Annotated in this window: 19 protein-coding genes and 1 pseudogene; 13 read left to right on the top strand and 7 right to left on the bottom strand. The window is 67.2% G+C overall.

The window, feature by feature from the left end; all coding sequences use genetic code 11:
• Nucleotides 1-31 precede the first annotated feature (31 nt).
• The 5 genes from AB0M14_RS30435 (at nucleotide 32) to AB0M14_RS30415 (ending at nucleotide 7217) form a co-directional block, all read left to right on the top strand.
• Nucleotides 32-2071, top strand: a complete 2040-nt coding sequence (locus tag AB0M14_RS30435; protein ID WP_365000964.1) for an ATP-binding cassette domain-containing protein — start codon at nucleotides 32-34, stop codon at nucleotides 2069-2071.
• Between the two features lie 517 nt (nucleotides 2072-2588).
• Entirely contained in the window at nucleotides 2589-4100 is a 1512-nt protein-coding gene (locus tag AB0M14_RS30430; RefSeq protein ID WP_365000961.1) for a DUF222 domain-containing protein, read from the top strand.
• 810 nt (nucleotides 4101-4910) lie between these two features.
• Nucleotides 4911-5306, top strand: a complete 396-nt coding sequence (locus AB0M14_RS30425) for a hypothetical protein (protein WP_365000958.1) — start codon at nucleotides 4911-4913, stop codon at nucleotides 5304-5306.
• Nucleotides 5307-5527: 221 nt separating this feature from the next.
• Nucleotides 5528-6403 carry a 1-acyl-sn-glycerol-3-phosphate acyltransferase gene (locus tag AB0M14_RS30420; protein WP_365000956.1) on the top strand — a complete coding sequence of 292 codons (876 nt, stop codon included), beginning with the start codon at nucleotides 5528-5530 and terminating at the stop codon, nucleotides 6401-6403.
• 64 nt (nucleotides 6404-6467) lie between these two features.
• Nucleotides 6468-7217 (top strand): glutamine amidotransferase, encoded by a 750-nt coding sequence (locus AB0M14_RS30415; protein ID WP_365000954.1) that lies wholly within the window; start codon nucleotides 6468-6470, stop codon nucleotides 7215-7217.
• 2 nt (nucleotides 7218-7219) lie between these two features.
• On the opposite strand, the gene AB0M14_RS30410 is transcribed toward AB0M14_RS30415, so the two are convergent.
• Complete coding sequence (locus tag AB0M14_RS30410; RefSeq protein WP_365000951.1) at nucleotides 7220-8434, bottom strand: AI-2E family transporter; 1215 nt, start codon at nucleotides 8432-8434, stop codon at nucleotides 7220-7222.
• Nucleotides 8435-8579: 145 nt separating this feature from the next.
• Between AB0M14_RS30410 and AB0M14_RS30405 the strand changes: the two genes are divergently transcribed.
• The 3 genes from AB0M14_RS30405 (at nucleotide 8580) to AB0M14_RS30395 (ending at nucleotide 11295) form a co-directional block, all read left to right on the top strand.
• Nucleotides 8580-9686, top strand: a complete 1107-nt coding sequence (locus AB0M14_RS30405; RefSeq protein WP_365000948.1) for a glutamate--cysteine ligase — start codon at nucleotides 8580-8582, stop codon at nucleotides 9684-9686.
• 173 nt (nucleotides 9687-9859) lie between these two features.
• On the top strand, nucleotides 9860-10858 hold the full coding sequence (locus AB0M14_RS30400; RefSeq protein WP_365000946.1) for a hypothetical protein: 999 nt from the start codon (nucleotides 9860-9862) through the stop codon (nucleotides 10856-10858).
• Between the two features lie 41 nt (nucleotides 10859-10899).
• On the top strand, nucleotides 10900-11295 hold the full coding sequence (locus AB0M14_RS30395; protein WP_365000943.1) for an ankyrin repeat domain-containing protein: 396 nt from the start codon (nucleotides 10900-10902) through the stop codon (nucleotides 11293-11295).
• Between the two features lie 2 nt (nucleotides 11296-11297).
• Here AB0M14_RS30395 and AB0M14_RS30390 read toward each other — a convergent pair whose 3' ends face one another.
• Entirely contained in the window at nucleotides 11298-12668 is a 1371-nt protein-coding gene (locus tag AB0M14_RS30390; RefSeq protein ID WP_365000940.1) for an FAD-dependent oxidoreductase, read from the bottom strand.
• Nucleotides 12669-12816: 148 nt separating this feature from the next.
• Between AB0M14_RS30390 and AB0M14_RS30385 the strand changes: the two genes are divergently transcribed.
• Nucleotides 12817-14358: an amino acid permease gene (locus tag AB0M14_RS30385; protein ID WP_365000937.1), complete on the top strand. Its 1542-nt coding sequence runs from the start codon at nucleotides 12817-12819 to the stop codon at nucleotides 14356-14358.
• Between the two features lie 71 nt (nucleotides 14359-14429).
• Complete coding sequence (locus AB0M14_RS30380) at nucleotides 14430-14801, top strand: hypothetical protein (RefSeq protein ID WP_365000934.1); 372 nt, start codon at nucleotides 14430-14432, stop codon at nucleotides 14799-14801.
• A gap of 58 nt (nucleotides 14802-14859) precedes the next feature.
• Here AB0M14_RS30380 and AB0M14_RS30375 read toward each other — a convergent pair whose 3' ends face one another.
• The 3 genes from AB0M14_RS30375 to AB0M14_RS30365 are packed head-to-tail and all read right to left on the bottom strand — an operon-like array spanning nucleotide 14860 to nucleotide 16905.
• A complete protein-coding gene (locus AB0M14_RS30375) occupies nucleotides 14860-15339 on the bottom strand; it encodes a carboxymuconolactone decarboxylase family protein (protein WP_365000931.1) in 480 nt (159 codons plus the stop codon).
• Entirely contained in the window at nucleotides 15336-16415 is a 1080-nt protein-coding gene (locus AB0M14_RS30370) for a dihydrodipicolinate reductase (protein ID WP_365000929.1), read from the bottom strand. The genes AB0M14_RS30375 and AB0M14_RS30370 overlap by 4 nt, the downstream gene beginning before the upstream one ends.
• A gap of 28 nt (nucleotides 16416-16443) precedes the next feature.
• On the bottom strand, nucleotides 16444-16905 hold the full coding sequence (locus tag AB0M14_RS30365) for a MarR family transcriptional regulator (protein WP_365000926.1): 462 nt from the start codon (nucleotides 16903-16905) through the stop codon (nucleotides 16444-16446).
• A 50-nt stretch (nucleotides 16906-16955) separates the two neighbouring features.
• Between AB0M14_RS30365 and AB0M14_RS30360 the strand changes: the two genes are divergently transcribed.
• Together AB0M14_RS30360 and AB0M14_RS30355 are read left to right on the top strand one after the other, a co-directional pair.
• Entirely contained in the window at nucleotides 16956-17996 is a 1041-nt protein-coding gene (locus tag AB0M14_RS30360; protein WP_365000924.1) for a hypothetical protein, read from the top strand.
• A gap of 354 nt (nucleotides 17997-18350) precedes the next feature.
• Nucleotides 18351-20201, top strand: coding sequence for a hypothetical protein (locus AB0M14_RS30355; protein ID WP_365000922.1), 1851 nt, complete (start codon nucleotides 18351-18353; stop codon nucleotides 20199-20201).
• Nucleotides 20202-20266: 65 nt separating this feature from the next.
• On the opposite strand, the gene AB0M14_RS30350 is transcribed toward AB0M14_RS30355, so the two are convergent.
• A complete protein-coding gene (locus AB0M14_RS30350) occupies nucleotides 20267-20821 on the bottom strand; it encodes an NADAR family protein (RefSeq protein ID WP_365002012.1) in 555 nt (184 codons plus the stop codon).
• Between the two features lie 53 nt (nucleotides 20822-20874).
• On the bottom strand, nucleotides 20875-21402 hold the full coding sequence (locus AB0M14_RS30345; protein WP_365000920.1) for a hypothetical protein: 528 nt from the start codon (nucleotides 21400-21402) through the stop codon (nucleotides 20875-20877).
• Nucleotides 21403-21833: 431 nt separating this feature from the next.
• On the opposite strand from AB0M14_RS30345, the pseudogene AB0M14_RS30340 reads away from it, so the two are divergent.
• Nucleotides 21834-22061 (top strand): annotated as a pseudogene (locus AB0M14_RS30340) (hypothetical protein); the annotation flags it as partial.

The following is a 22061-nucleotide window of genomic DNA, read 5'->3' as shown; positions in this document are numbered from 1 at the left end:
GCCGCGAAACCTCGAAAGAAGCGCAGTAGCAATGCAACTGATCAGATTTCTCCTCTCGATCTCCCGGGTGCGGATCGCGGCCGTGGTGCTCGCGGGCCTCGTCTGCGGTGCGGCCAACACCTACCTGCTCACCCTGATCCGAGGGGTGGTGTCGCCGGAGCCGCACCCCTCGGTCACCGTGCAGAACTTCGCCCTCACCGGGCTGGTCATCTTGGTCAGCGGCGTGCTCTCGCAGATCCTGCTGCTCCGGCTGGCCCAGGACGCCATCTATCGGCTGCGGGCCGACCTGAGCGCGAGCATCGTCTCCGCGCCGCTCGAACATCTGGAGCGGCTCGGCATGCACCGGCTGATGGCGACATTGACCGAGGACGTGCGGTCGCTGTCGCAGGCGGTCACCGCGATTCCGAGCATCTGCATCGACGTGGCGACCATCATCGGCTGCTTCGTATTCCTGGCGGTGGTGTCCGGGCCGATCTTCGCGATCACCGTCGGTGGCACGCTGCTCGGCATCGCGTGTGTGGAGACGTTCCTGAAGCGGGTGCGGCGCATCTACAAGGCGGCGCGCGAGAACGAGGACGCGTTGCTGCGGTCCTTCCAAGCGGTGACGCTGGGCATCAAGGAACTCAAACTGCACCGGGCGCGCCGCCGCGACTTCATGGACCGGCACCTGCTCGGCACCTCCGGTGAGCTGCGCGACCAGAACGTCGACGCGGGCTCGAAATTCGCCGCCGCACAGGGGATCGGGCAGATCCTGCAGCTCGGCACGATGGCGCTGATCCTGTTCGTCATCGCCTCGGCCCTCAATCTGCCGCATGACGTGATGGTCGCCTACGTGCTGGTGACGACCTTCCTGTCGATGCCGATGCAGAACTTCATGCACCGGCTGCCGGACCTGCTGCGCGGCGATGTGGCGCTGGCGAAGATCCGCGCGATGAACCTGTCGATGGAGACGCTGCACAACGAGGAGCAGTTGCCGTATACCGAGCGGCCGGCGGTGGAGTCGGCGCGGTTGGAGTTGACCGGCGTCAGCTACAGCTATCGCACCGAGTTGCCGCCGCCGTTCCCGCCGCCGGGTGCGCCGGGGCCGGGTGGGCTGGGCCTGGGGCCGGGTGGGCTGGGCCTGGGTGCGCCTGGTCAGGGCGATCCGGGCCGAGGACGTCCAGGTACGCCAGGACAAGGCCGTGCGGGCGCTCCAGGCCGAGGACGCCCAGGTACGCCAGGACAAGGCGGTCCGAGTGCTCCGGGCCGAGGCCATCCGGGCGCGACAGGACAAGGCCATCCGGGCGCGACAGGGCAGGGTCATCCGGGGGCGCCGGGGCAGGGCCGCGGGCAGCATCCGCCGCACCTCCCTCCGCCCGGCGGACCAGCTGGCCCGGATGTCAACGGCCACAAGCGGATCCACCACGGTGGCGCCGACGGCATGCCCATGCCGATAGCTCCCCCGCCCAGCCCCGACACCGACGAAGGCTTCCACCTCGGTCCGCTCGACCTGGTCTTCGAACCCGGTCAGATCAGCTTCGTCGTCGGCGGCAACGGCAGCGGTAAATCCACGCTCGCCAAGCTCATCACCGGGCTGTATGTGCCGCGCACCGGGCGACTGGCGCTCAACGGCGAACAGATCGATCACGAGAACATCGAGTGGTTCCGGCAGAACTCCTCGGCTGTCTTCACCGACTTCCACCTGTTCGAGGAGTACCTCGGGTTCGACCGGCCCGACCTCGACGGGGAAGTCCGGCGCTACCTCGAGGAACTACAGATCTCACACAAGGTCACCGTCGAGAACGGCCGCCTGTCCACCATCGATCTGTCGCAGGGCCAGCGAAAACGCCTCGCGCTGCTCACCGCACTCCTCGAAGACCGCGCTATCTACGTCTTCGACGAATGGGCTGCCGACCAGGATCCCAAGTTCCGCGACGTCTTCTACCGCGAGATCCTCACCTCGCTCAAGGAGCGCGGCAAGACGGTCATCGTGATCACCCATGACGACCGCTACTTCGACTGCGCGGATCAGCTGGTGAAACTGGACTTCGGTCGCATCGCGGAGCAGACCGGGGTGGGGGTTTCGGAGTAGCGCAACAGGTTCGGCCGAGCAAGAGGATGGCTCTTCTGTGAATTCTCGAAACGTGCCCACAGCGGGGCACCTACGACAACATCGGGCGTTCGGACGGAACAGCGGCAGGTAAGTCCGGTAGGGCACACGAGGTAACTACAAAAGTTGGGCAAGATCTCTGGATTGCAGCGCTGCCCCCCGGACTGTGTCGTTGGAGTCAGTGCTGTGGTCCAGAGATCTTCACCAACTATGCGGTTGCGTTGGCAGCCCTACCGGGCTTACCTGCCGCAGTCGCGTTCGAATGCTTGATGTGTGCCTCGGTGCCCCGCTGTGGTCCGGTTCAGAACATCAAAACAAGACCCAAGAGAGTCCGTTTGGGTCATCTGATTACAGGCGCACTGTGAAGCCACAGCGAAGCACTCATTTCCCGTAATACATTGCATAGCAATCTTTTTCGATCACCTGTCCAGTGTGAAGAGATCGAATTCAGACCGGATTTTCGATAGCTATCCGCTCTGGACGCGGGTAGGATTCAAACATGCGTTCGAGCCGTCAGGCAGTACCGGAACAGCGGGTCACCGACCCGCTGTTGAGCGCTGTCACCGAACTTGCCGACATCTCCGTTACCGCGCTCTCCGATGACGCGGTCCTGGAAGCGATGCGTGATCTGGAGAAGGCCCGGCGGATGCTGGATTCCTTCGGCCACCAACTGATTGTGCGCGCCACCGAAGGCGGGCTGCCCGCCCGCACCGGTGCGGGCACGACGAAAAAGCTGCTGATCCAAACCCTGCGGATCTCGCACGCCGACGCGGGCGCCCGCATCGCCGCCGCTACGACTCTGGGTGTGTGGCACGACATCCCGGGCGATGCCATGGAGCCGCGCCATCCGGCCACCGCCGCCGCACAGGCCGAGGGTGACATCTCCGTCGATCATGCCCGCGAGATCGCGAAGGTCCTCAAGCGAGTGCCGGGGTCGGTGGCAAACGCGGATTTCGAAGCCGCCGAGCAAATCCTGGCCACCGCCGCCCGCGCGGTGATGCCCGAAGACCTCACCAACATCGGCCGCGACATCCTCGCCCGCCTCGACCCCGACGGCACCCTCACCGACGACACCGACCGCCAGCGCCGACGCAGCCTCCGCATCGGCAAACAACGCCCCGACGGCATGTCACCGATCAGCGGCGAAATCACCCCCACCCTGCGCGCCTTGCTCGACCCAGTTGTCGCAAAACTCGGCCGCCCAGGCATGAACAACCCCGACGACCCCGAAAGCCCCACCGGCACTTCCGAACACGTCGACCGCGAGCTCCTCGACGCCGCCGCCAAGCGCGACACCCGCAGCGCAGGCCAGCGCACCCACGACGCCCTGCTCACACTGCTGTCACCAGGCACCGACCCCGCCGACCTCGGATCACACCGCGGACTCCCGGTCGCAGCGATCCTGACGATCAGCATCGACGACATCGAAAACGCGTCCGGAGTCGCAACCACCGCAACCGGCGGCACCGTCCCGATCAGCGAAGCCCTGGCACTCGCCGAACGAGCGCTCCCCTGGCTGGTCGTCTTCGACCACGCCGGCGTCCCCCTACATCTGGGCCGCACCAAACGCCTCGCCACCCCCGCCCAACGCCTAGCCCTGATCGCCACCCTCCGCGGCTGCACCCGCCCCGGCTGCGACGCCCCCGCCAGCCTCTGCGCCGTCCACCACGTCACCGACTGGACAAAGAACGGCCCCACCAACATCCCCAACGAAACCCTCGCCTGCGACCGCTGCCACGCCTTGATCCACGACGGCCCCGGCGGCTGGAAAACCATCACCCTCGACCACACCTCCTCCCACCCCGGCCGCACCGCCTGGATCGCCCCACCCCACATCGACCCCACCGCAACCCCCCGAATCAACCACCGCCACCACGCCACCGAACTCCTCACCGAAACCCTGACCCACATCCACAAAACCCGAACCCGCATGCACCAACAACGCCGACTCCACCCCCAGCGCCAACCAACCCCGCCGCTAGCCCCCGGTGCCGCCCCACCTGCGGCCTAACCAGTGGTGCCACACCACCAATCGGCACCGCTGGCCTCCTGCGCTGACCCACGTGCAACCAGGCGGTTTCCGGAGTTTGACTGCACCTCGGCCCCGCAGGCCCAACCCCGGCCAACGCCTAGCAACCCCACAGCCGCGCCCGCCCAACTACGACACCCGCAAGCCTGACGCGCGGCCCACAACGCCAACGCCGCCTCCACCCCAGCGCCAACCAACCCCGCCACAACCCATAGGGCTACCCCACAACGCAACCCCGCCGCCTAGGTTCTGTCTCGAAGTGGTGAGGTCAACGGTCCGCTCTCACCTGCGATGTCTGGTTTCGGACAGCGAGCGTGCCGAACCGGGAGGCTCTGCGGTGCAGTTCAGACTCACTCGGCTCTTTTGAACTACCGCAGGACGGAACCTGCGCTCGGTGGCGTGGCGTGGCGTGGCGGTGGCGGCGCCCGGTGCGAGTGCGGGCGGCTCTGTGAGTACACGCCAGAGGCAACCGCGAGGACGCCGAGTCCTCCGCTGCGAGAATGCAACCCACCAACGCCTCGTCAACGCAGATCCTGCCGACGCCGCTGCCGACAGTGAATGCTGCACCGCTCCGCCGCTGACGAAAGTCGTCATCCTCGCCGGCAGGTCTTCGATCTACCTCTCATCCTGGCTTGTGTCGCCGGCACGGTCCCTCGGCCGGCGTCCAGCAGTTCGTATTCGGAAGTTCTGCCGCCATCCCGTGAACCCGCGCGCGTCCTCAGATCCTCGAGCTTCCGCTCTCACCGTTGTCGATCCGGTGGTCGAGAGCGTTCTAAGCCCTACGATCCGGGCATGAGCTTCGACATGTTCGTGCAGGCATTCCGTGACGGCAATGCCGAGCCAATGCCTGCCGCAGCGTTTCTGGAAGTCTTCGGTCCGCACGTCGAGACGACGGAGCCGGACAAGCGGTACTGGCAGATACACGCTCCAGATGGCGGGCGAGCCGATATCTACGCTTCGATTATCGAGCAGGGGATCGATAGCGTGCTGCTGAACCACTTCAGTAGCGGGGATGTGCTCGACCTCGTCGTCGAATTCGCTCGTAAGGCCGGTGCGGTGATCATGCCGGTTGGCTGCCCGATCCTGCTGGTCGATGGAAGTCAGGGGCGGCATCTACCCGAACACTTGCAGGACGCCGTGCATCTCGTCGCCACTGGTGACGATGTCCTTGTGAGCTTCAATGCTTGAGCAGCATCAACGACCTACGACGTCCACGAGCTCCGGCTGGGGCAGCAAGGTGCGCGGGCGAGGTCGTCCCGCACCACAGAGAAGGCGTCAGCTGGTCCGAAACATATAGCAGGACAGCGCTTTTCGTGGTTGCTGGTCACTCGGCACCAGCCGGAGGTTTGGTGGGGCCTGGTGGAGGCATTCCGTGGGAGATCGGATATCGCGTTGTGAGGGAGGTTCCGGTGTCTGCTGGGATCCGTAGGTTGTTGCCGTTCGACCGGGCCGCGGGGTGGGTGTCGGAGCAGGTGAAGGCACGGGTGCCGAGTGCGGATATGGCGGAGCGGGATCCGGAGTTCATCGGGCGGAGTTTGGAGTTCAGCTGGCGGCTGGTGCGGGTGTATTTCCGGGCGGAGATCAAAGGGATCGAGCGGGTGCCGGTGGCGGGGCCGATTCTGCTGGTGAGTAATCATTCCGGCGGGAATGTGTCGCCGGAGGTGGTGGTGACGACGTTGGCGTTCACCCGGCATTTCGGGGCGGAGCGGCCCTTCTATCAGCTGGCGCATGATCTGGTGATGGCGTTTCCGGTGCTGGGTGGGTATTTGCGGAAGTTCGGGACCGTGGCGGCGGATCCGGAGAGTGCGCGAGCCGCCTTGGACAGCGGGGCGGCGGTTCTGGTGTATCCGGGCGGGGATTGGGAGGTGCATCGGCCGGCGTGGGAGCAGGATCAGATCGATTTCGCGCAGCGGACCGGGTTTCTGCGGCTGGCGTGGGACGCGAATGTGCCGATCGTGCCGGTGATCAACTATGGGGCGCACGAGAATCAGTTGATACTCACCCGGGGTGATCGGCTGGCGCGGCTGCTGCGCTTGGATCGGATGTTGCGGCTCAAGGTGTTCCCGATTTCGATCGCGCTGCCGTGGGGGCTGAATTTCGGGGACCTCGCCGGGCATATTCCGTTGCCCACCAAGGTGACCGTCGAGTTTCTCGATCCGATCGATCTGCACACCGCGCTCGGCGACGAATTGGATCTGGATCGCGGCTACGACCATGTCACCGGCGTCATGCAGCGGGCGCTGAAACGGCTCGCCGACGACCGCTCAGTGCCGGTGATCGGCTGAGCAAATCACGGACATATCGCCGACCTCCCCTTCTGCGCCCCTGCGATCTTCCACAATCGGAGCCATGCCGAAACCCTGCCTGCTGTTGCAGCTGCGTCCCGAGCACTCCGCGTCCGACGACGAATACTTCGCCATCCTGCGCGCGAGCGAGCTGGAGCGCGAGCAGATGGTGCGTATTCGAATGGATCAAGGTATGCCCGACATCGATCTCGACGACTACGCGGCGGTCATCGTCGGCGGCGGGCCGAGCAATATCAGCAATCCGGAGCACCAAAAGTATGACTACCAGCGGGAATTCGAGCCGAAGCTGCGCCGGCTGGTCGCCGAGATCGTGCGGCGGGACCTGCCTTACCTGGGCGCCTGCTACGGGCTGGGGGTGCTGGCGGAGGTGCTCGGCGGCAAGGTCGGCACCGAGCGCTACAGCGAGCCGCCGGGCGCGCAAACCATCGAATTGAACGACAACGCCACCGAAGACCCCCTGCTGCAGGGCCTCTCGCGTTCGTTCCGGGCGTTCGTCGGGCACAAGGAAGCCTGCCAGGAAGTGCCGCCGGACGCGGTGCTGCTCGCGGGCTCGGCGAGCTGCCCGGTGCAGATGGTTCGGGTCGGGCAGCACGTCTACGCCACCCAGTTCCATCCCGAGCTGGACGGCAACGGCCTCGCCCTGCGCATCGAAACCTACCGGCACGCAGGCTATTTCGACCCCGACGAGGCGGATTACCTGACCGAGCTCGGGCACAAGGAATCGATCACGGTCCCGATGGAGATCCTGCGCCGGTTCGGCGCCCGCTATCTGGGCGGCCCGGCGCTGCCGTAGCGCTACTTCTCCGGTTCGGGATCGGTTGTGCCGCGGACGACTTCGGTGCTGTGATCGGAGTCCGAAGCGGTCGCGTCGACCTCTTCGGGGGCGCCGGTGTCCGCTACATCTCCGGTGATCACGTCGATCTGCTCGCCGATGTAGCGGATGGTCACCACCGCGACGGCAGCCGCCGGAACGGCGAGGAAGGCGCCGATGATCCCGTAGAGCGAACCGCCCGCGGTGATCGCGAGCAGGACGATGACGGCGTGCAGCTTCATGCTGCGCGATTGCAGAACCGGTTGCAGCACATTGCCTTCCAGCTGCTGCACGGCGATGATGATGCCCAGCACGATCAGGGCGGTGGTGACGCCGTTGGCGACCAAGGCCACCAGCACCGCCAGCGCGCCGGCCACGAAGGCGCCGACAATCGGGATGAAGCCACCGAGGAAGGTGAGCACGGCCAGCACCAGCGCCAGCGGGACCCCGAGAATCACCAGGCCCGCGCCGATGAAGACGGCGTCGATCAGGCTGACCAGGGCCTGCGTGCGGATGAACCCGCCGAGGGTGACCCACACGCGGGCCAGCACCTGCTCCAGGTGGGTACCGCAGCGGCTGCCGGTCACCTGGTGCAGCCACGGCAGGAAACGCGGCCCGTCCTTGACGAAGAAGAAGGCCAGAACCAGCACCAGGAACAGTGTCACCAGCACCGAGGTCGCCGTGCTGACACCACTGAACACACCGGAGGCGATCTGCTCGGCGCTGGACTTCAGGCGGCTCGTGACCGCCTCTACCGCGGAGTCGAGCTGTTCGTCACGCACCCGCAGCGGCGGACCCTGCAACCAGTTGCGGACCCGGTCGATACCCTCGGTGGCTTTCTCGGCCAGGTCAGGCGCCTGATCCACCACGGACGGCACGATCAACGCGATGATGCCGGCCAGCACGGCGATGAACCCGAGCAGCGAGGTGGACGCCGCGGCAGCCGGCGGCCACCCCTTCTTCATCAGCCAGCCCGTCGGCGGCCACAGCACGGTGGCGACGACGATGGCCAGCAGCACCGGCAGGATCACCACCCACAGCTTCGCGATCAGGTACGCGAGCACCCATGCGCCCGCCGCGATCGCAACCAGACACAACGCCCACTTCGCCAGCCACACGACCCCACGGCCGATGACCTCGCCACGTTCCGGACGCTCGTCGGTCTTATTGCTGCTGAATGCTTCGCTGAGCCCACTCACGCCGCAAGTCTCGCACGCCAGGACGGCTAGAGCAGGGATTGAAGGCCGGGTAACAAATACACTGCGCAGGAATCGGTTTCAGCTGTGCGCGGAGAGCGGCGGCAAATGCGCTCTGCGGCGGGAACGCGCAGCGTAATCTTGGTAGATGGACCCAGTCTCGTCAACTGTCGGAGTTGAGGAGGAATTCCTGCTCGCCGATCCCGAGACGGGCGCGCCGGCCGCGAAGAACGAAGCGGTCGCGCAGACCGCGAAGGATTGCGGCATCGACCTGCAGCTCGAGCTCACCCGCTGCCAGGTGGAGACCAGCACCGACGTGCACACCAACACCCCCGACCTGCTCGGTCAGCTGCGTGAACTGCGGCGCGGGGTGGCCACCTGCGCGGATGTCAACGACGCCCAGCTGCTCGCGGTCGCGATCCCGCCGACCGTCCCGGGCCGGTTCCCCGTCACCGACACGCCGCGCTACCAGCGGATCTCCGACGGCTTCGGCATGCTCGCCCAGGAACAGGGCCTGTGCGGCTGCCACGTGCATGTGGCGGTGCCGGACCGGGAGATCGCGGTCCAGGTGAGCAACTATCTGCGGCCCTGGCTGCCGTTGTTCCTGGCCCTGACCGCGAACTCGGCGATCTACCGCGGAGTCGAAACCGGCTATGCCAGCTGGCGCAGTATTCTCTGGCGACGCTGGCCCAGTGCGGGCCCGCCCCCGTACTTCCGCTCCGTCGACGACTACGACGCGATGGTCGCGATGATGCTGTCGAGCGGGATCATGCTCGACGAGCAGATGGTCTATTGGGATGTCCGCCCGTCGATCCAGTGGCCGACCGTCGAGATCCGGGTCAGCGACGTACCCGCCACCGTCGAGGAGACGGCGCTGCTGGCGACACTGGTCCGCGCGGCGGTGCTACGCGCGCGAATGTCGCTGGCGGAGGGCATAACCGCGCCCCCGGTGGCCGCGGACGTCTTACGCGCCGCGTACTGGAAGGCGGCGCGGACCGGACTCGACGGCGATGCCGTAGCCCCGGTGGACGGGCGCATCCTGCCCGCCCGGGACCTGCTCGTGGAGCTGATCGACTACATCTCCCCCGCGCTGGACGAATTCGGTGACCGCGCCTTCGTGCTGGACACCCTCGCCGCGGTCCTCAAACGCGGCAACGGCGCGATCCGGCAGCTCAACGCGTTCCGACTACGGGGCGACGTGGCGGATGTGGTCGCGGAGCTGGCCAACGCGACGTTGGAAGGCTGCCGGATATGACACGCGTGGCCTGCTGACACCGGAGGGGTTTCAGGCGAGCGTTGGTTGAACGCGGAGCTCGCTGCCCTCCAGCCGGAGCTGGTGGCGTGCCTGGGGGCGGTGGCGGCGAAAGCGGTGCTCGGGCCGCGACCACGGCCTGAATCTTGTCGGTGGCCGCGCGTAGCGTGCTGGACATGACGGGGCTGGGACCGCACGAACTACGCACGCTGCTAACGAATCTCGGGGCTGCCGACTTCGGAGCTTGGCGGCACGAGGATGTGGTCGGCGTGTGCACGGCACTTGGGTGGGAGGTGTCGCGCGATCAACTCCCGCGCTGTGAGACGGCCGCGGTGCCGGGGGTCGTGCGCGGGGCGTACCTCACCGAGAACTGGGACCGGAGACACGGCGGGGATTCCGAGATGATGCAGGTGTACATGTGTGCCGCCAGCATCGAGCCGGAGGGGTTCCGGGACTATCTCCAGGTCGCGACCGAAGTGTGGGGTGAGCCGTCCCTGTACGGCGGCAACGGCGACCTGTTCGTGCGCTGGCGCGGCGCAACCACCACCAGGCAGCTCGAGGTGAGTTACCGCGGTGATCTCACGGTGCGGGTCTACGCCACCGAGGCGTGGGAGGGCTGGGATTACCGCAGCTGGGAATGGGGCGAGGGGCTCGGCGAGGTGCCGTACACCTGGATCGGGGAGAACGATCATCCGAGCCTGGCCGGCTGCTACTTCGGCGGGCGGCTGGTGCACAGCTGGGACGAGCTGGCCGAAGCGCTCGCGATGACATTGCGCGACATCTATTTCGGGATGCGCGTACTGGGCGAGGGCGCGGCGACCCCGTGGTCGGACGCTGTGGTGATCACACTGAAGGCGGCAGACCCGGCCGAGAACGACCGCCGGTGGCTGCAACTCGCACAAGGCCGCGACGAACTGATCATGCTGACGGCCGTGCACGGCCAGCCGGAGCCGATCATGCACGACCGCGGCTTCGAACTCGACGGTTACGGCGCATGGACCCGTGAGCTCGCACCCGGCCCCGAATCAGCGGAAGCGGCGGCAGGCCTGGCTGTCACGCTGCTGCGTGACTTCGGCTTCCCCGAACCCGGGGCGGTCGCCCGCGAGTATTTCCGCAACAACAGCCCCTACCACCGCTTCACCCTGCACTGTGTCGGGGTAGAAGAGTCTCGGTGACACCGATATGGGCCGGCGCCCACTCATGATGGAATATCCGGATGAGCGCTGAAGAAGACAAGGTGATCGAACTCGCGGGCAAAGTCTTCGATCTGGCGCGCCAGGGCGACGCCGACACTCTCGCCGCCTACCTGGACGCCGGGGTTCCCGCCACTCTCACCAACGACCGCGGCGACGGCCTCCTCATGCTCGCCGCCTACCACGGTCACCGTGACGCCGTCGCGGTGCTGCTGATGCGCGGCGCCGACGCCGACCAGCTCAACGACAGTGGCCAGACACCGCTGTCCGGCGCGGTGTTCAAGGGCGACAAGGAGATCATGCGGCTGCTGATCAACGCGGGCGCCGACCTGGACGCCGGCACCCCGTCGGCCCGCGACACCGCCGACATGTTCGGCCAGACCGAGCTGCTGGAGTCACTGAAGAATTCCGAGCAGTAGCGCTACCTGCTCTTCTCCACCGCGGCCACGGCTTTGCGGGCCGCCACCAGCACGGGATCCCACACCGGCGAGAACGGCGGCGCGTAGCCGAGGTCGAGGGCTGTCATCTGCTCGACGGTCATCCGGACGGTGAGGGCGACGGCGGCGATGTCGACGCGCTTGCCCGCGCCCTCCCGGCCGACGATCTGGGTGCCGAGCAGTCGCCCGGTGCGGCGTTCGGCGAGCATCTTCACCGTCATCGGGGCGGCGTTCGGGTAGTAGCCCGCGCGGCTGGTCGACTCGATGGTGACGGTGACGAATTGCAGCCCGGCCGCGCGAGCGTCCTTCTCCCGCAGACCGGTTCGCGCGACCTCGAGGTCGCAGACCTTGCTGACGGCGGTGCCGACGACGCCGGGGAAGGTCGCGTAACCCCCGCCGATGCCGGCGCCGATGATCTGCCCGTGCTTGTTCGCGTGGGTCCCGAGCGCGATGTGCACGGACCGCCCGGAGACCAGGTCCAGCACCTCCACGCAGTCGCCGCCGGCCCAGATGTTGTCGTGGCCCCGGACCCGCATCGACAGGTCGGTCAGCAGGCCGCCGTGCTCGCCCAGCGGCAGCCCGGCAGCCTCGGCCAGGGTGGTTTCCGGCCGCACACCGATGCCGAGGACTACCACGTCGGCCGGGTACTCGCCGTCGGCCGTGCGCACCGCCGACACCCGCCCGGACGCGCCGGTGCGGATCTCGGTCACCTCGGCGTCGCCGACGATCTCGATATCCATGCCGGACATGGCTTTCCGGATCAGGGCGCCCATGTCGGGGTCGAGCGTCGACATCGGCTCGGACGCCCGGTTGATCATGGTCACGCCGTAGCCGCGCTTGATCAGCGCCTCCGCCATCTCGACACCGATATAGCCCGCGCCGACCACGACCGCTCTCCTGCCCTCGGTGTGCTCGAGCGTGTCGATCAGCGCCTGACCGTCCTCCAGCGTCTGCACGCCGTGCACCCCGGCGGCATCGATGCCCGGCAAGTCCGGCCGGATCGGCCGCGCCCCGGTGGCGAGCACCAGTTTGTCGTAGCCGCACCAGGATTCGGCGCCGTCGGCGTCCCGGACCCGCACCCGGCGGCCGTCGACATCGAGCTCGGTCACCTCGGTGCGCAACCGCAGATCGATGTCGCGTTCCCGATGCTCCTCGGGCGTCCGCGCGATCAGGTCCGCGCGATCCCGCACATCCCCGGCGACCCAGTACGGGATACCGCACGCCGAGTAGGAAGCGAACCGGCCGCGTTCGAACACCACGATCTCCAGCTCGTCGGGCTTGCGCAGCCTGCGGGCCTGCGAGGCCGCCGACATGCCCGTGGCGTCCGCGCCTACGATCACCAGTCGCTCACTCATACCCGCCACGCTACGTCGTCCCGGCGGGCCGGTCCGCGCACAGCATCCGGCGAGTTTCCGCACTTGTGCTGCGTCGGACCGTGGTTTAACGCACACTGATCTTCTGCAAACGCTGTGTGAGGGCAGCGTTTTCGCTGTGGGAGCAATTATGAGCACTACCGATGACGAACGTCGGCTCGCCGAACTCGGCTACAAACAAGAACTGGCCCGATCCTGGTCCGGATTCTCCAATTTCGCGATCAGTTTCACCATTGTCTCGATCCTGACCGGCGGGCTCGCCAGTTACGGCATCGGCTTGGCCAACGGCGGCCCGATCACCATGGCGTGCGGCTGGCCGCTGGTCTCGATCATGGTGTTGTTCGTGGGCTTGGCCATGGCCGAATTGGCCTCGGCCTATCCGACTTCCGGCGGCCTGTATTGGTGGGCCTCCGAACTCGGCGGACCGGTCTGGGGCTGGTTCACCGGCTGGTTCAATCTCATCGGCCAGATCGCGGTGACCGCGGCCATCGATTATGGCGCCGCCATTTTCACCACCTCGGTGCTCAATGTCATCGGTATCGACATCGGCACCGACCGCACCGCGATCTTCATGGTGTTCGCCGCGATCCTGATCCTGCACGCGGTGCTGAACGCCATCGGACCGCACCTGTCCGCGGTCATCAACAATATTTCGGCCTGGTGGCATGTGGCCGGTGTCGCGGCGTTCGTCCTGGTGCTCGGCATCGGCGCGGAAAACCATCAGAGCATCGGCTTCGTTTTCACCGAAACCGTCGACAACAGCGCCGTCGGATTCGGCGGCGTCGCGTTCAGTTTCCTGCTCGGCCTGTTGCACGCGCAGTACACCTTCACCGGTTACGACGCGTCGGCGCATATGAGCGAGGAAACCCACGACGCGGCCCGGATGGCGGCCAAGGGCATCGTCAACACGATTATCGTGTCGGCGGTCGCGGGTTATCTGCTCATCATGGCGGTCACCTTCGCGATCCCGAATCTCGACGACGCGCTGAACCCGGAGAAGAACAGCGGCTACCCGGTGATCTACATCCTGGAGAACTCGCTGAATTCCTTCTGGTCCGGCACGCTGCTGATCATCGCCGCGGCCGCCCAATTGTTCTGCGGCTACGCCTCGGTCACCTCCGCCTCGCGCATGCTGTTCGCCTTCTCACGTGACGGCGCCGTGCCCGGTTCGCGGCTGTGGTCGAAACTGTCGGCCCGCAAGGTGCCGGTGAACGCGGTGCTGTTCATTTCCTTCTTCGCGTTCCTGCTGCTGATTCCGTCCATGCTGGTGCCCGCGGCGAACGCTCCCGTCGCCTACGCCGCCGCCACCTCGGTCGCCACCATCGGCCTCTATATCGCCTACGGCATCCCGATTCTGCTGCGGCAACGGCACGGCAGCCGATTCAGCACCGGCCCTTGGCAACTCGGCCCCTGGTATCGGCCGATCGGCATCATCGCCTTGATCTGGATCGCCCTGATCAGCGTGCTGTTCGTCCTGCCGACCGACGATCGCGGCTATCCGTGGAACGACGAATTCACCTGGACGGTAGTCAATTACGCGCCGCTGACCCTGGTGGCCGTGGTGGGCGCGATCGGCGTCTGGTGGCTGGTGTCGGCCCGCCGCTGGTTCACCGGGCCCAAGCGGAATGTCGCCGAACCTCCGGATACCGCCGAAACCCCGGTCGGCGCCTAACCGTCCGGGTTGCCGCCGGCAATAGGCAGAATGCCGAGTGCCGATGGCGCGCAAGTGGTTACGGTGGTGTCGTGAGCTACGAGTACATCATCGTGCCGGCGGGGGTCGTGTCTTCACCTGATCAGGTTCTGACGTATTTCCGGTCGCAGGCCGGGCAACCGATCGAGGACGATCTGCAGTTGACCTTGATCCCTGGTCTGGAGTCGTGGAATCGATCCATCCCGGCGTCCCGGGCGCACGCGCGGGTGCGGGTGGAGGCGGCGGGGAACGCGGTGCGGATCACCGCCGCCGACCGGGTCGATCGCCGCCGCACCCGCGGTTCCGCCGTCGATTACGCGGCGCCCGCGGTGCGCCGGATGGTCGAGGCGCTCATCGCGGGTTTCGGGTACGCCATCTATGACGCGCGCAGGCACACCCTCAGCTCGGCGGACGGGGAGCGCTGAGCGGCAGAACGGTCTGCTGCTCGACCAGGCCGGGCAGCAGACCGCATCGGTTTGCCTCTCAGTGCCCCGGCAGCACGCAGGCGGCGTCGAGGCCCAGCACGTGGTTGAGGCGGCCGAAGGCCAGCCACGAGCCGATGCTCATGGACAGCTCCACCACCTCCGCCTGGCTGTAGTGCGCGAACATCCGCTGCCAGAATTCGTCGTCCAGATTGTGGTGGTCGACGGCGTAGCGTTCGGCGTATTCCGCGGCCAGGCGGGTCCGCTCGTCGAACAACTCGGTGGTGCGCCACTCGGTCACCGCGTCGGCGAAGGCCTCTTCGACCTTCTGCCCGTCGCGCTCGGTCCGCCAGTCCAGACAGAAAATACAGCCGTTGATCTGCGCGATGCGCAGCCGCGCGGCCTCGAATTCGCGCAGGCCGAGGGTGGCGTGCTCGTAGACCGACAGGGAGAAGCCGGAGGCGGGAATGCCGATGCCCGGCACCATTTCGCCCCACACATAGCCGATCGGGTCCTTGCCCTCGGGTACATCGATGATCACGGATTCTTCCTTCCGAGTTTGCCGACCGCCGGAGTAAGCGGCACGTCCAGTGCGTCGTAGAGACCGGGTTCGGCCGCGGTCAGCCAGGGGATCGCGTTCACCAATCGGCCTGCGGCCGTGGCGTTTCCGCCGGCGGACCGGTTGCCGCCCTCGTCCGAGCATTCGATGCTGACCTCGATGTGCGGGCGGCCCTCGATGATCACGCGGTGCGCGCCTTCGCCGTCGGGCGGCAGCGGCCAGTCCCGGGCGCAGTCGGGATGGATGCGGGTGACGTGTTCGATGACGATGCGTGGCTCGCCGTCGACGATGCCCTGCACCTCGAACCGGATCGCGCCCTGTGTGCCGGCCTCGAAATCACCCATGAGCTTGGTGGTGACGGTCGCGTCCAGCGCGCGGCGCTCCACGGTCTCGCGGATCTCGTCGAGTTCGACGCCGAGTCCGCGGGCCAGCAGGCGCACCTGCCCGCCCCACACCATGGTCGGCACCGAGGGCGCCAGCATGGGCGGCTCGTATTCCATCGGCTGCCCCATACCGACCAGCCAGCGCACCGAGTCGGGCTGGTCGTAGGTGGTGTAGTCGAAGATCTCCTGGCAGCGGACCACGTCTACGGTCCCGGCCAGGCCGCTGACCAGCAGCGGCAGGACGTCGTTGCCCCAGCCCGGATCGACGCCGGAGACGAACAGCGAGCCGCCGCCCGCCGCGATCGCGTCGAGCACCGGTTGCTTGACTTCCGGTGCGGCGCCGCTCGGGTCGTAGAGCGCGTACACCGCGGGCGAGACCACTACCGCGCCCGCGCCGAGCGCTCTGACGATGTCGGCGAGCGCGTCGTCGGGCCGGATATCGCCGGAGGCGGCGTAGACGACCGCGCCCGGATTCGAGGCGAGCACGGCGTCGATGTCATCGGTGGCCGCGACCCCCAGTTCGTAGTCGAGACCCGCGAGCGAACCCGCGTCCCGGCCGACTTTGTCGGGGTTGTGTACCAGTACACCAGCTAGTTCGAGCTCCGGGTGGGCGTCGATCGCACGAATGGCCGCACGCCCCATATTGCCGGTGCCCCATACCACAGTGGGGATCATCGCCGAAGGGTAGCAAGTGCTTGGTTGGTTACGTGTCGTTTTCGGTGAGTGGGATTTTTCCGGGAATCGCGTTGTAGCGCACCAGGTATTCGGCTAGGCGCGTCAGATCGTCATCAGGCCAGTCCCGGAACCGGTCCGTGAACGCGGCGCGCCGCGCGGATTCCGCCGCGCCCGCCACCCGGCGGCCCTCCGCTGTGGCGTGCAGGTGCAGGTTGCGGCGGTTGGCCGGGTCGACTTCCCGGCTCAGATAGCCGAGTTTCTCCAGGGCCGCGATCTGCCGGCTGACCGTCGACTTGTCCAGCAAGAAGTGCTCGGCGACCTCGCTGGCCTGGCAGCCGTCACGCTCGATGAGCAGGTCCAGAATGCTCGCCGCGACCAGCGAGAGTTCCGGATGCAACTCCGCCGCACGCCCCCGGGCGCGACGCGCGAAGGCGGTGAGCTCGCGCTGGATAGCGAGGATGGCGTCCCCTCGTGGCAGCTCGTTCGGCATGGTTGTATGCTACAACTAATCGCATAGTTGCATTTACCAACCATTGGGAGATGATCTTTTTGCAGACCTCGGCAGCACAGCTGCGGCACGTGGCCGCGCATCTACTGACCCCGCTGCTGATGTGCCTGGGCATGGGCCTGGCCTACCTCGGCGCGTTCCACCAGCCCGAGCCGCACCATTTGCCGGTGGCCGTCGTCGGCGCCGGGCCGCAGGAGATGGTGCTGGCGCAGGCCCTTCAGGACAAGGCAGGCGGCGGGCTGGAGGTGCTGACCCTGCCCGATCGTGACGCTGCGGTCAGTCAGCTGCGCGAGCGCGACCTGGCCGGCGCTTACCTTCCGGACGCACACCATCCGGAACTGCTTGTCGCCAAAGGCAGTTCGGACACCACCGCGATGGCGGTCGAATTGGTCTTCAAGCAGGTCGCCGGGCAGCAGGGCGTGCCGCTGACGGTCACCGACATCGCGCCCACCGCACCCGGCGACCCGACCGGGCAGGGCATCTTCTTCTTACTTGTCGCGCTGAGCGTCGGCTCCTACGGCAGCGTCGCCGCCATCGGTGCGGCCGGCGCGGGCCTGAGCATGCGGATGCGCGCGCTGATCGGCGTGGTCACCTCGCTGGCGGTCAGCCTCATCGGCCTCGCGGTCGCCGGACCGGTCTTCGGCGTCGTCGACCACGATTACGCGGCGATCTGGGGCATGTCGTGGCTGTACTCCGCGGGCATCGTGCTCGTCGGCATCGGTCTGCACACCTTCCTGAAGCGCTGGACCACGCTGGTGCTGATGGTCATGTTCGTGATGCTCAACTTCACATCCTCCGGCGGCATCTACCGGCCCGAGTTGCAGAACGGGTTCTTCGGCGCGCTGCATTCGTTCTGGAACGGCGCGGGATTCGTGGAGGGCGCGCGCAGCCTGCTCTACTTCGACGGCGGCGCGGGATTCGGCGGGCGGATCGCGAGCCTGGCGCTGTGGCTGGTCGCCGGAGTGGTGTTGCTGGTGGTCGCGGCGCGCTATGAGCGTGGGCAGGCGCCGGTTGCCGCGGAACCCGCACCGCGCGCGGCGGAGGAAGAGATGGAAGAGGCTGTCGGAGTGTGAAGTAGACCCCTCGGGCTGCGAATCCCCGAGGCACCGGGTAGGGTGAGTGCATCGCGCACCATCTTCCGGTGCCCTCGGCCGATCGGCCACCTCTTCCCGATTTCGAGAAGTAGATTTATGTGTAACCGTCGGTTACACATAAATTCCAGGCGTTTCATCTATCAAACAGCGCTCGAAGCAGACCTCGAGTTCGCATTCGAAATCCTTTACAGAACAAGCGAACACGTCTTTTTTCCGCGACCCTCCGGCGACTCGCCGAAACACATCGGCGAGTCGGCCGCCAGCGAGTACGGTGTACCGCGCCGCACAGCGCAGACATGGCGATGATCATCGCGGAAAGGCGGAGCGCTTCCGATGTACGAGCCGTATTCGCACCTGCCTGCCCAGAATTCGGCCGACCACCTACCGCTAGGCGCGCGCTACCAATCCGCCGACCCCATCCGATGGCACGGCAGCCTGGTCTATCCCATGTATTCCGAGCAGTTCGGACCCGCGCCCACCCGCCTCACCATGTACACGATCTCGGCCGCGCCGCCGACCGGATTGCGCGGGCACGGCATCGGACTGTCGGTCACCGACGGATACATCGGGATCGACGGCCGCCAGCTCGGCGGCGTCGACGTGTGGAGCGACGTGCTCACCGGCGGCGTCACCTTCGACTTGACCCCCACCAGCCCGCAGGCGATGTTCACGCTGACACCGGTGTGGGTCGACGAGACCGGCATGCAGAAATCCTGGATGGGCAACTACGGCATCGTCATCGAGGACTCCCCCGACGGGCGCATGGTCCTGTGGTGCAGCGTCGGCGAGGGCCCGCCCAACTTCGCGAACCTCGTCGTCGGACTGGACATCGCCGCCGGGACCGCGCCCCGCAGCTTCTTCGCCGCCGAGCCCGGCGCCGAGCCTGCCGGAACGCCGAGCGGCGGCCAGGTAGCCGAATCGGCCGCGCCGATCCCGGTGTCACAGGAATGGTTCGAGACAGCCGGGCAGATCGTCGCCGCGCCGGAACCCGAACCCGTGCCGGTCGCACCGGCGATCGGCTCGCCGGAATGGTTCGCCGCCAGCGGGCTCCCGGACCCCCGCACCGACGCCGACGCTTACAAGCCGGGCCGATCCTGGACCACCGGTCAGCGCGCGACCCAGCCCGTCACCGCCCCGGCGACCGATCAGGCGTGGTACGCCGATACGCCGGCAGCACCTGCGCCACAGCAGGATTGGTTCGGGACCGGGCGCGCGGCGAAACCGGAGCAGATCGCTGGATATGGCATGCCCGGGCAGCAGCCGAGTGGGACCGCGGACCGGGGGGATGCCACAGACTCCCCCGCCACTGGGCAGAACGGCTTCGGCGCCGACTGGCAGTCGCGGTTCGAGCCGGAGCAGTTCGCGGATCGCACTGAACCAACAACGGAGCCGCGGCGGCTGGCGCCGCCTCGGGAGCCGCAGGTGCAGGCACCCTCACCAGACCCACTGGCGCAAGCGCAGTCTCAGGAGCCGCAGGTGCATGGGCCGGTGGGAGAACATCAGTTGCAGGCGCTCTCGCGGGAGCCTCAGTGGCAGGCGGCAGTTCAGCCAGAGCCGTTCGGCGCTCCGGCTGCGGCGACGCGGGATTGGTTCAGCAACGAGCGTCCTTCCAGCTGGTCGGCGGACAGCCTGCCGGGGTCTACGGTGCCGCGGTCTTGGGAAGCAGCTGCCTCGCAGCCAGCGGTTGGCATGCAGCGCGATGTTGCACCGCCTGCAACTATCACGGGTGACTGGCTGCCGGCTGGTCAGCAGGCATACGACTCCGCAGCCGCAGCACTGCCGAGTACCGCGGATTGGGCGCCGGGTGAGATTCCGGGCCACATCGGTGACACCGCGTGGCAGGCCGGGTCGGTGCGGGAGCCCGACTCCGGAATGCGTGGCGCGCTCTACGACCTGGGTGTCGCGATGTACAGCCGTGGCGAGGAAGAGCAGGCATGTGGGTTGTGGGCGCAGGCGGCGGAGGCCGGGCATGCTGCGGCCGCCTACGACCTCGGGGTGGTGCGGTTCCGGAGCGGCGACGTCGGGGAGGCTGAGCGCTGGTGGCGCACCGCCGCGGATCGCCGCGAGCCCCGGGCGATGGCGGGGCTCGCGGAATTGCTCGATCGGCAGGGGAACTACGCCGAGGCGCGCGTTTGGCGGGCGTGTGCGGACGAAGAGCGCTCGGGGGTCGATCAGTCGGTCTGAGCGCGGGAGTCGATCAGTCGGTCTGAGCGCGGGGATCGATCAGTCCGCCCAGCGGCCGAGCTCGATCATTCCACCTCGGCGCGCAGCTCGGCCCGGGCGGCCATGAGCGCGAAACCGAGCAGGTTCAGGCCACGCCATCGGGACGGGTCCTCGGCGCGCGGATCGTCCGCGGCCAGGCCGATCCCCCAGATCCGATCCACGGGGCTGGCTTCCACCAGCACCCGCTCGCCGGTGCGCAGCAGATAATCCCGCAGGTCCGGATGTTGACCGAACTTCGCGGTGCTGCCGGCCACCACGATGCCGAACCGCTCGGCGTTCCAGGTGGTCTCGTCGAACCCGCTGACCTGACGGCCGAGATCCTTGGCCTGCTTGGGATGCTTGGCGGCGAGCACACGCTCGGCGACCTCGGTATCACCGAACAGCATCGCCTTGCCCCACATCATGTAGTGCTCGGCGCTGCGGAAGACCGCACCGCCGACGGTGAATTCCGCGGGCCACCACTGACTCAGCGCACCGGGACCGACGCTGCCGTCCCGTTGCGGCTGGTGACCCCAGAATTTCAGGTACTTCACGGTTCCTCCACGCTGGAGGAAGGCCGCCAGCTCCTCGGCCGAACGCATACTCACGCCGGACAGTCTGCCGTAGACCACCGACACGTTCGACCGAGTTTCGCTCAGGCGAGCGCGAAGGTGAGCAGCTGCGCCGGCCCCGCGGGGTCACGCGACCAGGAGTAGCCGAACCACACTCCGGGCGTGATCTCCCGGATCTCGTCGTACAGTTGCGGGCTCGGTGACGGACGGTAGTCGAGCACCCAGGACGGCGCGCCGTCGAGCAGCGCCGGGCCGCGGAAGACGTCCGCGGGCCACCCCTCGATTCCGGCCCCGGTGATCCGGTTCAGCACGTGACCGCCGTCGGGACCGGTGTAGAAGGTTTTGCCGATCCACAGCGCCGGGGTCCAGGCCTGCATGTCGATCGGCCGGATCACCCAGCCGTTCTTCACGCCCATCGGGACCGCGCCCAGCGAGGCGTCGCGGAACAGCGCGTCCTGCTGCGCCGGATTGCAGCGGAACCGCAGCGAGTCGATGGTTGCCGCACGATTACCGCTGTACAGCACACAGCCGCCGCCGTAATCGGCGTCGGCGTGGGCTACCGGCAGTGCGAGCGGTGTGACGACGAGCGCGGCTCCCAGTCCAGCGGGCACTATCCACCGCATCAGTGCAGATAGACGATCTTTAAGGCTGGTACGCATTGGGCCTCCAGGGACTTACCCCGACCTAGTTGTCGATGTTAGTTCGCCGATTGTTTGCTGTCGACCTGCGGCGGCAATGCCCGCCCGGAGCGGCGATAAACCATTTCCGTTGCGGAAAAGGCAGCCGGTATGTTGTCCGGTATGGGTAGTCCCGGCATGAACGGAGCGTGCGCTGTCGGCGCGTTCTACATTCGACTGCGCACGGTGGCCTGGGCTCGGCCGGCGCACCGTGACTTCCCGATCGCGCGATAACACGCGCGCGCCGTTGATTATTCGGCGCTGATCGGATTCCTTACCGACGTTCCGTCGGTCGCACCGTGTACCGGCATGGGTCCGGGCGAATCACTGGTTCTTGATTCGACCACTCCACCTGGAGGACACCCATGTCCCGCAATCGTTCCCTTCCGCGCGCCCGCAGCACGCACGCCGGGCCCCGCAAGCGGCTGTCCCAGAATTTTCTAGCCGGCGCGGACACCGCCCGCCTGCTGGTCCGCGCGTCCGGTGTCGCCGGGGCCGGGCTCCATCGCCGCGTACGTGCGCGCCCACTCCTCAACCACCCCGCCCTGCCGACCTACCGGCGACAGGTGGAACGCGGATACTCCGGTGTCGCC

Origin of the sequence: Nocardia sp. NPDC051832 (assembly GCF_040681285.1) — a bacterium.
Classification (GTDB): Bacteria; Actinomycetota; Actinomycetes; order Mycobacteriales; family Mycobacteriaceae; genus Nocardia.
This window is presented reverse-complemented; position numbering and strand designations above follow the sequence as displayed.

Coding starts and splice junctions, on each gene's coding strand:
- AB0M14_RS30435 (WP_365000964.1), top strand. CDS start 32: ATGCAACTGATCAGATTTCTCCTCTCGATCTCCCGGGTGCGGATCGCG.
- AB0M14_RS30430 (WP_365000961.1), top strand. CDS start 2,589: ATGCGTTCGAGCCGTCAGGCAGTACCGGAACAGCGGGTCACCGACCCG.
- AB0M14_RS30425 (WP_365000958.1), top strand. CDS start 4,911: ATGAGCTTCGACATGTTCGTGCAGGCATTCCGTGACGGCAATGCCGAG.
- AB0M14_RS30415 (WP_365000954.1), top strand. CDS start 6,468: ATGCCGAAACCCTGCCTGCTGTTGCAGCTGCGTCCCGAGCACTCCGCG.
- AB0M14_RS30405 (WP_365000948.1), top strand. CDS start 8,580: ATGGACCCAGTCTCGTCAACTGTCGGAGTTGAGGAGGAATTCCTGCTC.
- AB0M14_RS30400 (WP_365000946.1), top strand. CDS start 9,860: ATGACGGGGCTGGGACCGCACGAACTACGCACGCTGCTAACGAATCTC.
- AB0M14_RS30395 (WP_365000943.1), top strand. CDS start 10,900: ATGAGCGCTGAAGAAGACAAGGTGATCGAACTCGCGGGCAAAGTCTTC.
- AB0M14_RS30390 (WP_365000940.1), bottom strand. CDS start 12,668: ATGAGTGAGCGACTGGTGATCGTAGGCGCGGACGCCACGGGCATGTCG.
- AB0M14_RS30385 (WP_365000937.1), top strand. CDS start 12,817: ATGAGCACTACCGATGACGAACGTCGGCTCGCCGAACTCGGCTACAAA.
- AB0M14_RS30370 (WP_365000929.1), bottom strand. CDS start 16,415: ATGATCCCCACTGTGGTATGGGGCACCGGCAATATGGGGCGTGCGGCC.
- AB0M14_RS30365 (WP_365000926.1), bottom strand. CDS start 16,905: ATGCCGAACGAGCTGCCACGAGGGGACGCCATCCTCGCTATCCAGCGC.
- AB0M14_RS30360 (WP_365000924.1), top strand. CDS start 16,956: ATGATCTTTTTGCAGACCTCGGCAGCACAGCTGCGGCACGTGGCCGCG.
- AB0M14_RS30355 (WP_365000922.1), top strand. CDS start 18,351: ATGTACGAGCCGTATTCGCACCTGCCTGCCCAGAATTCGGCCGACCAC.
- AB0M14_RS30350 (WP_365002012.1), bottom strand. CDS start 20,821: ATGCGTTCGGCCGAGGAGCTGGCGGCCTTCCTCCAGCGTGGAGGAACC.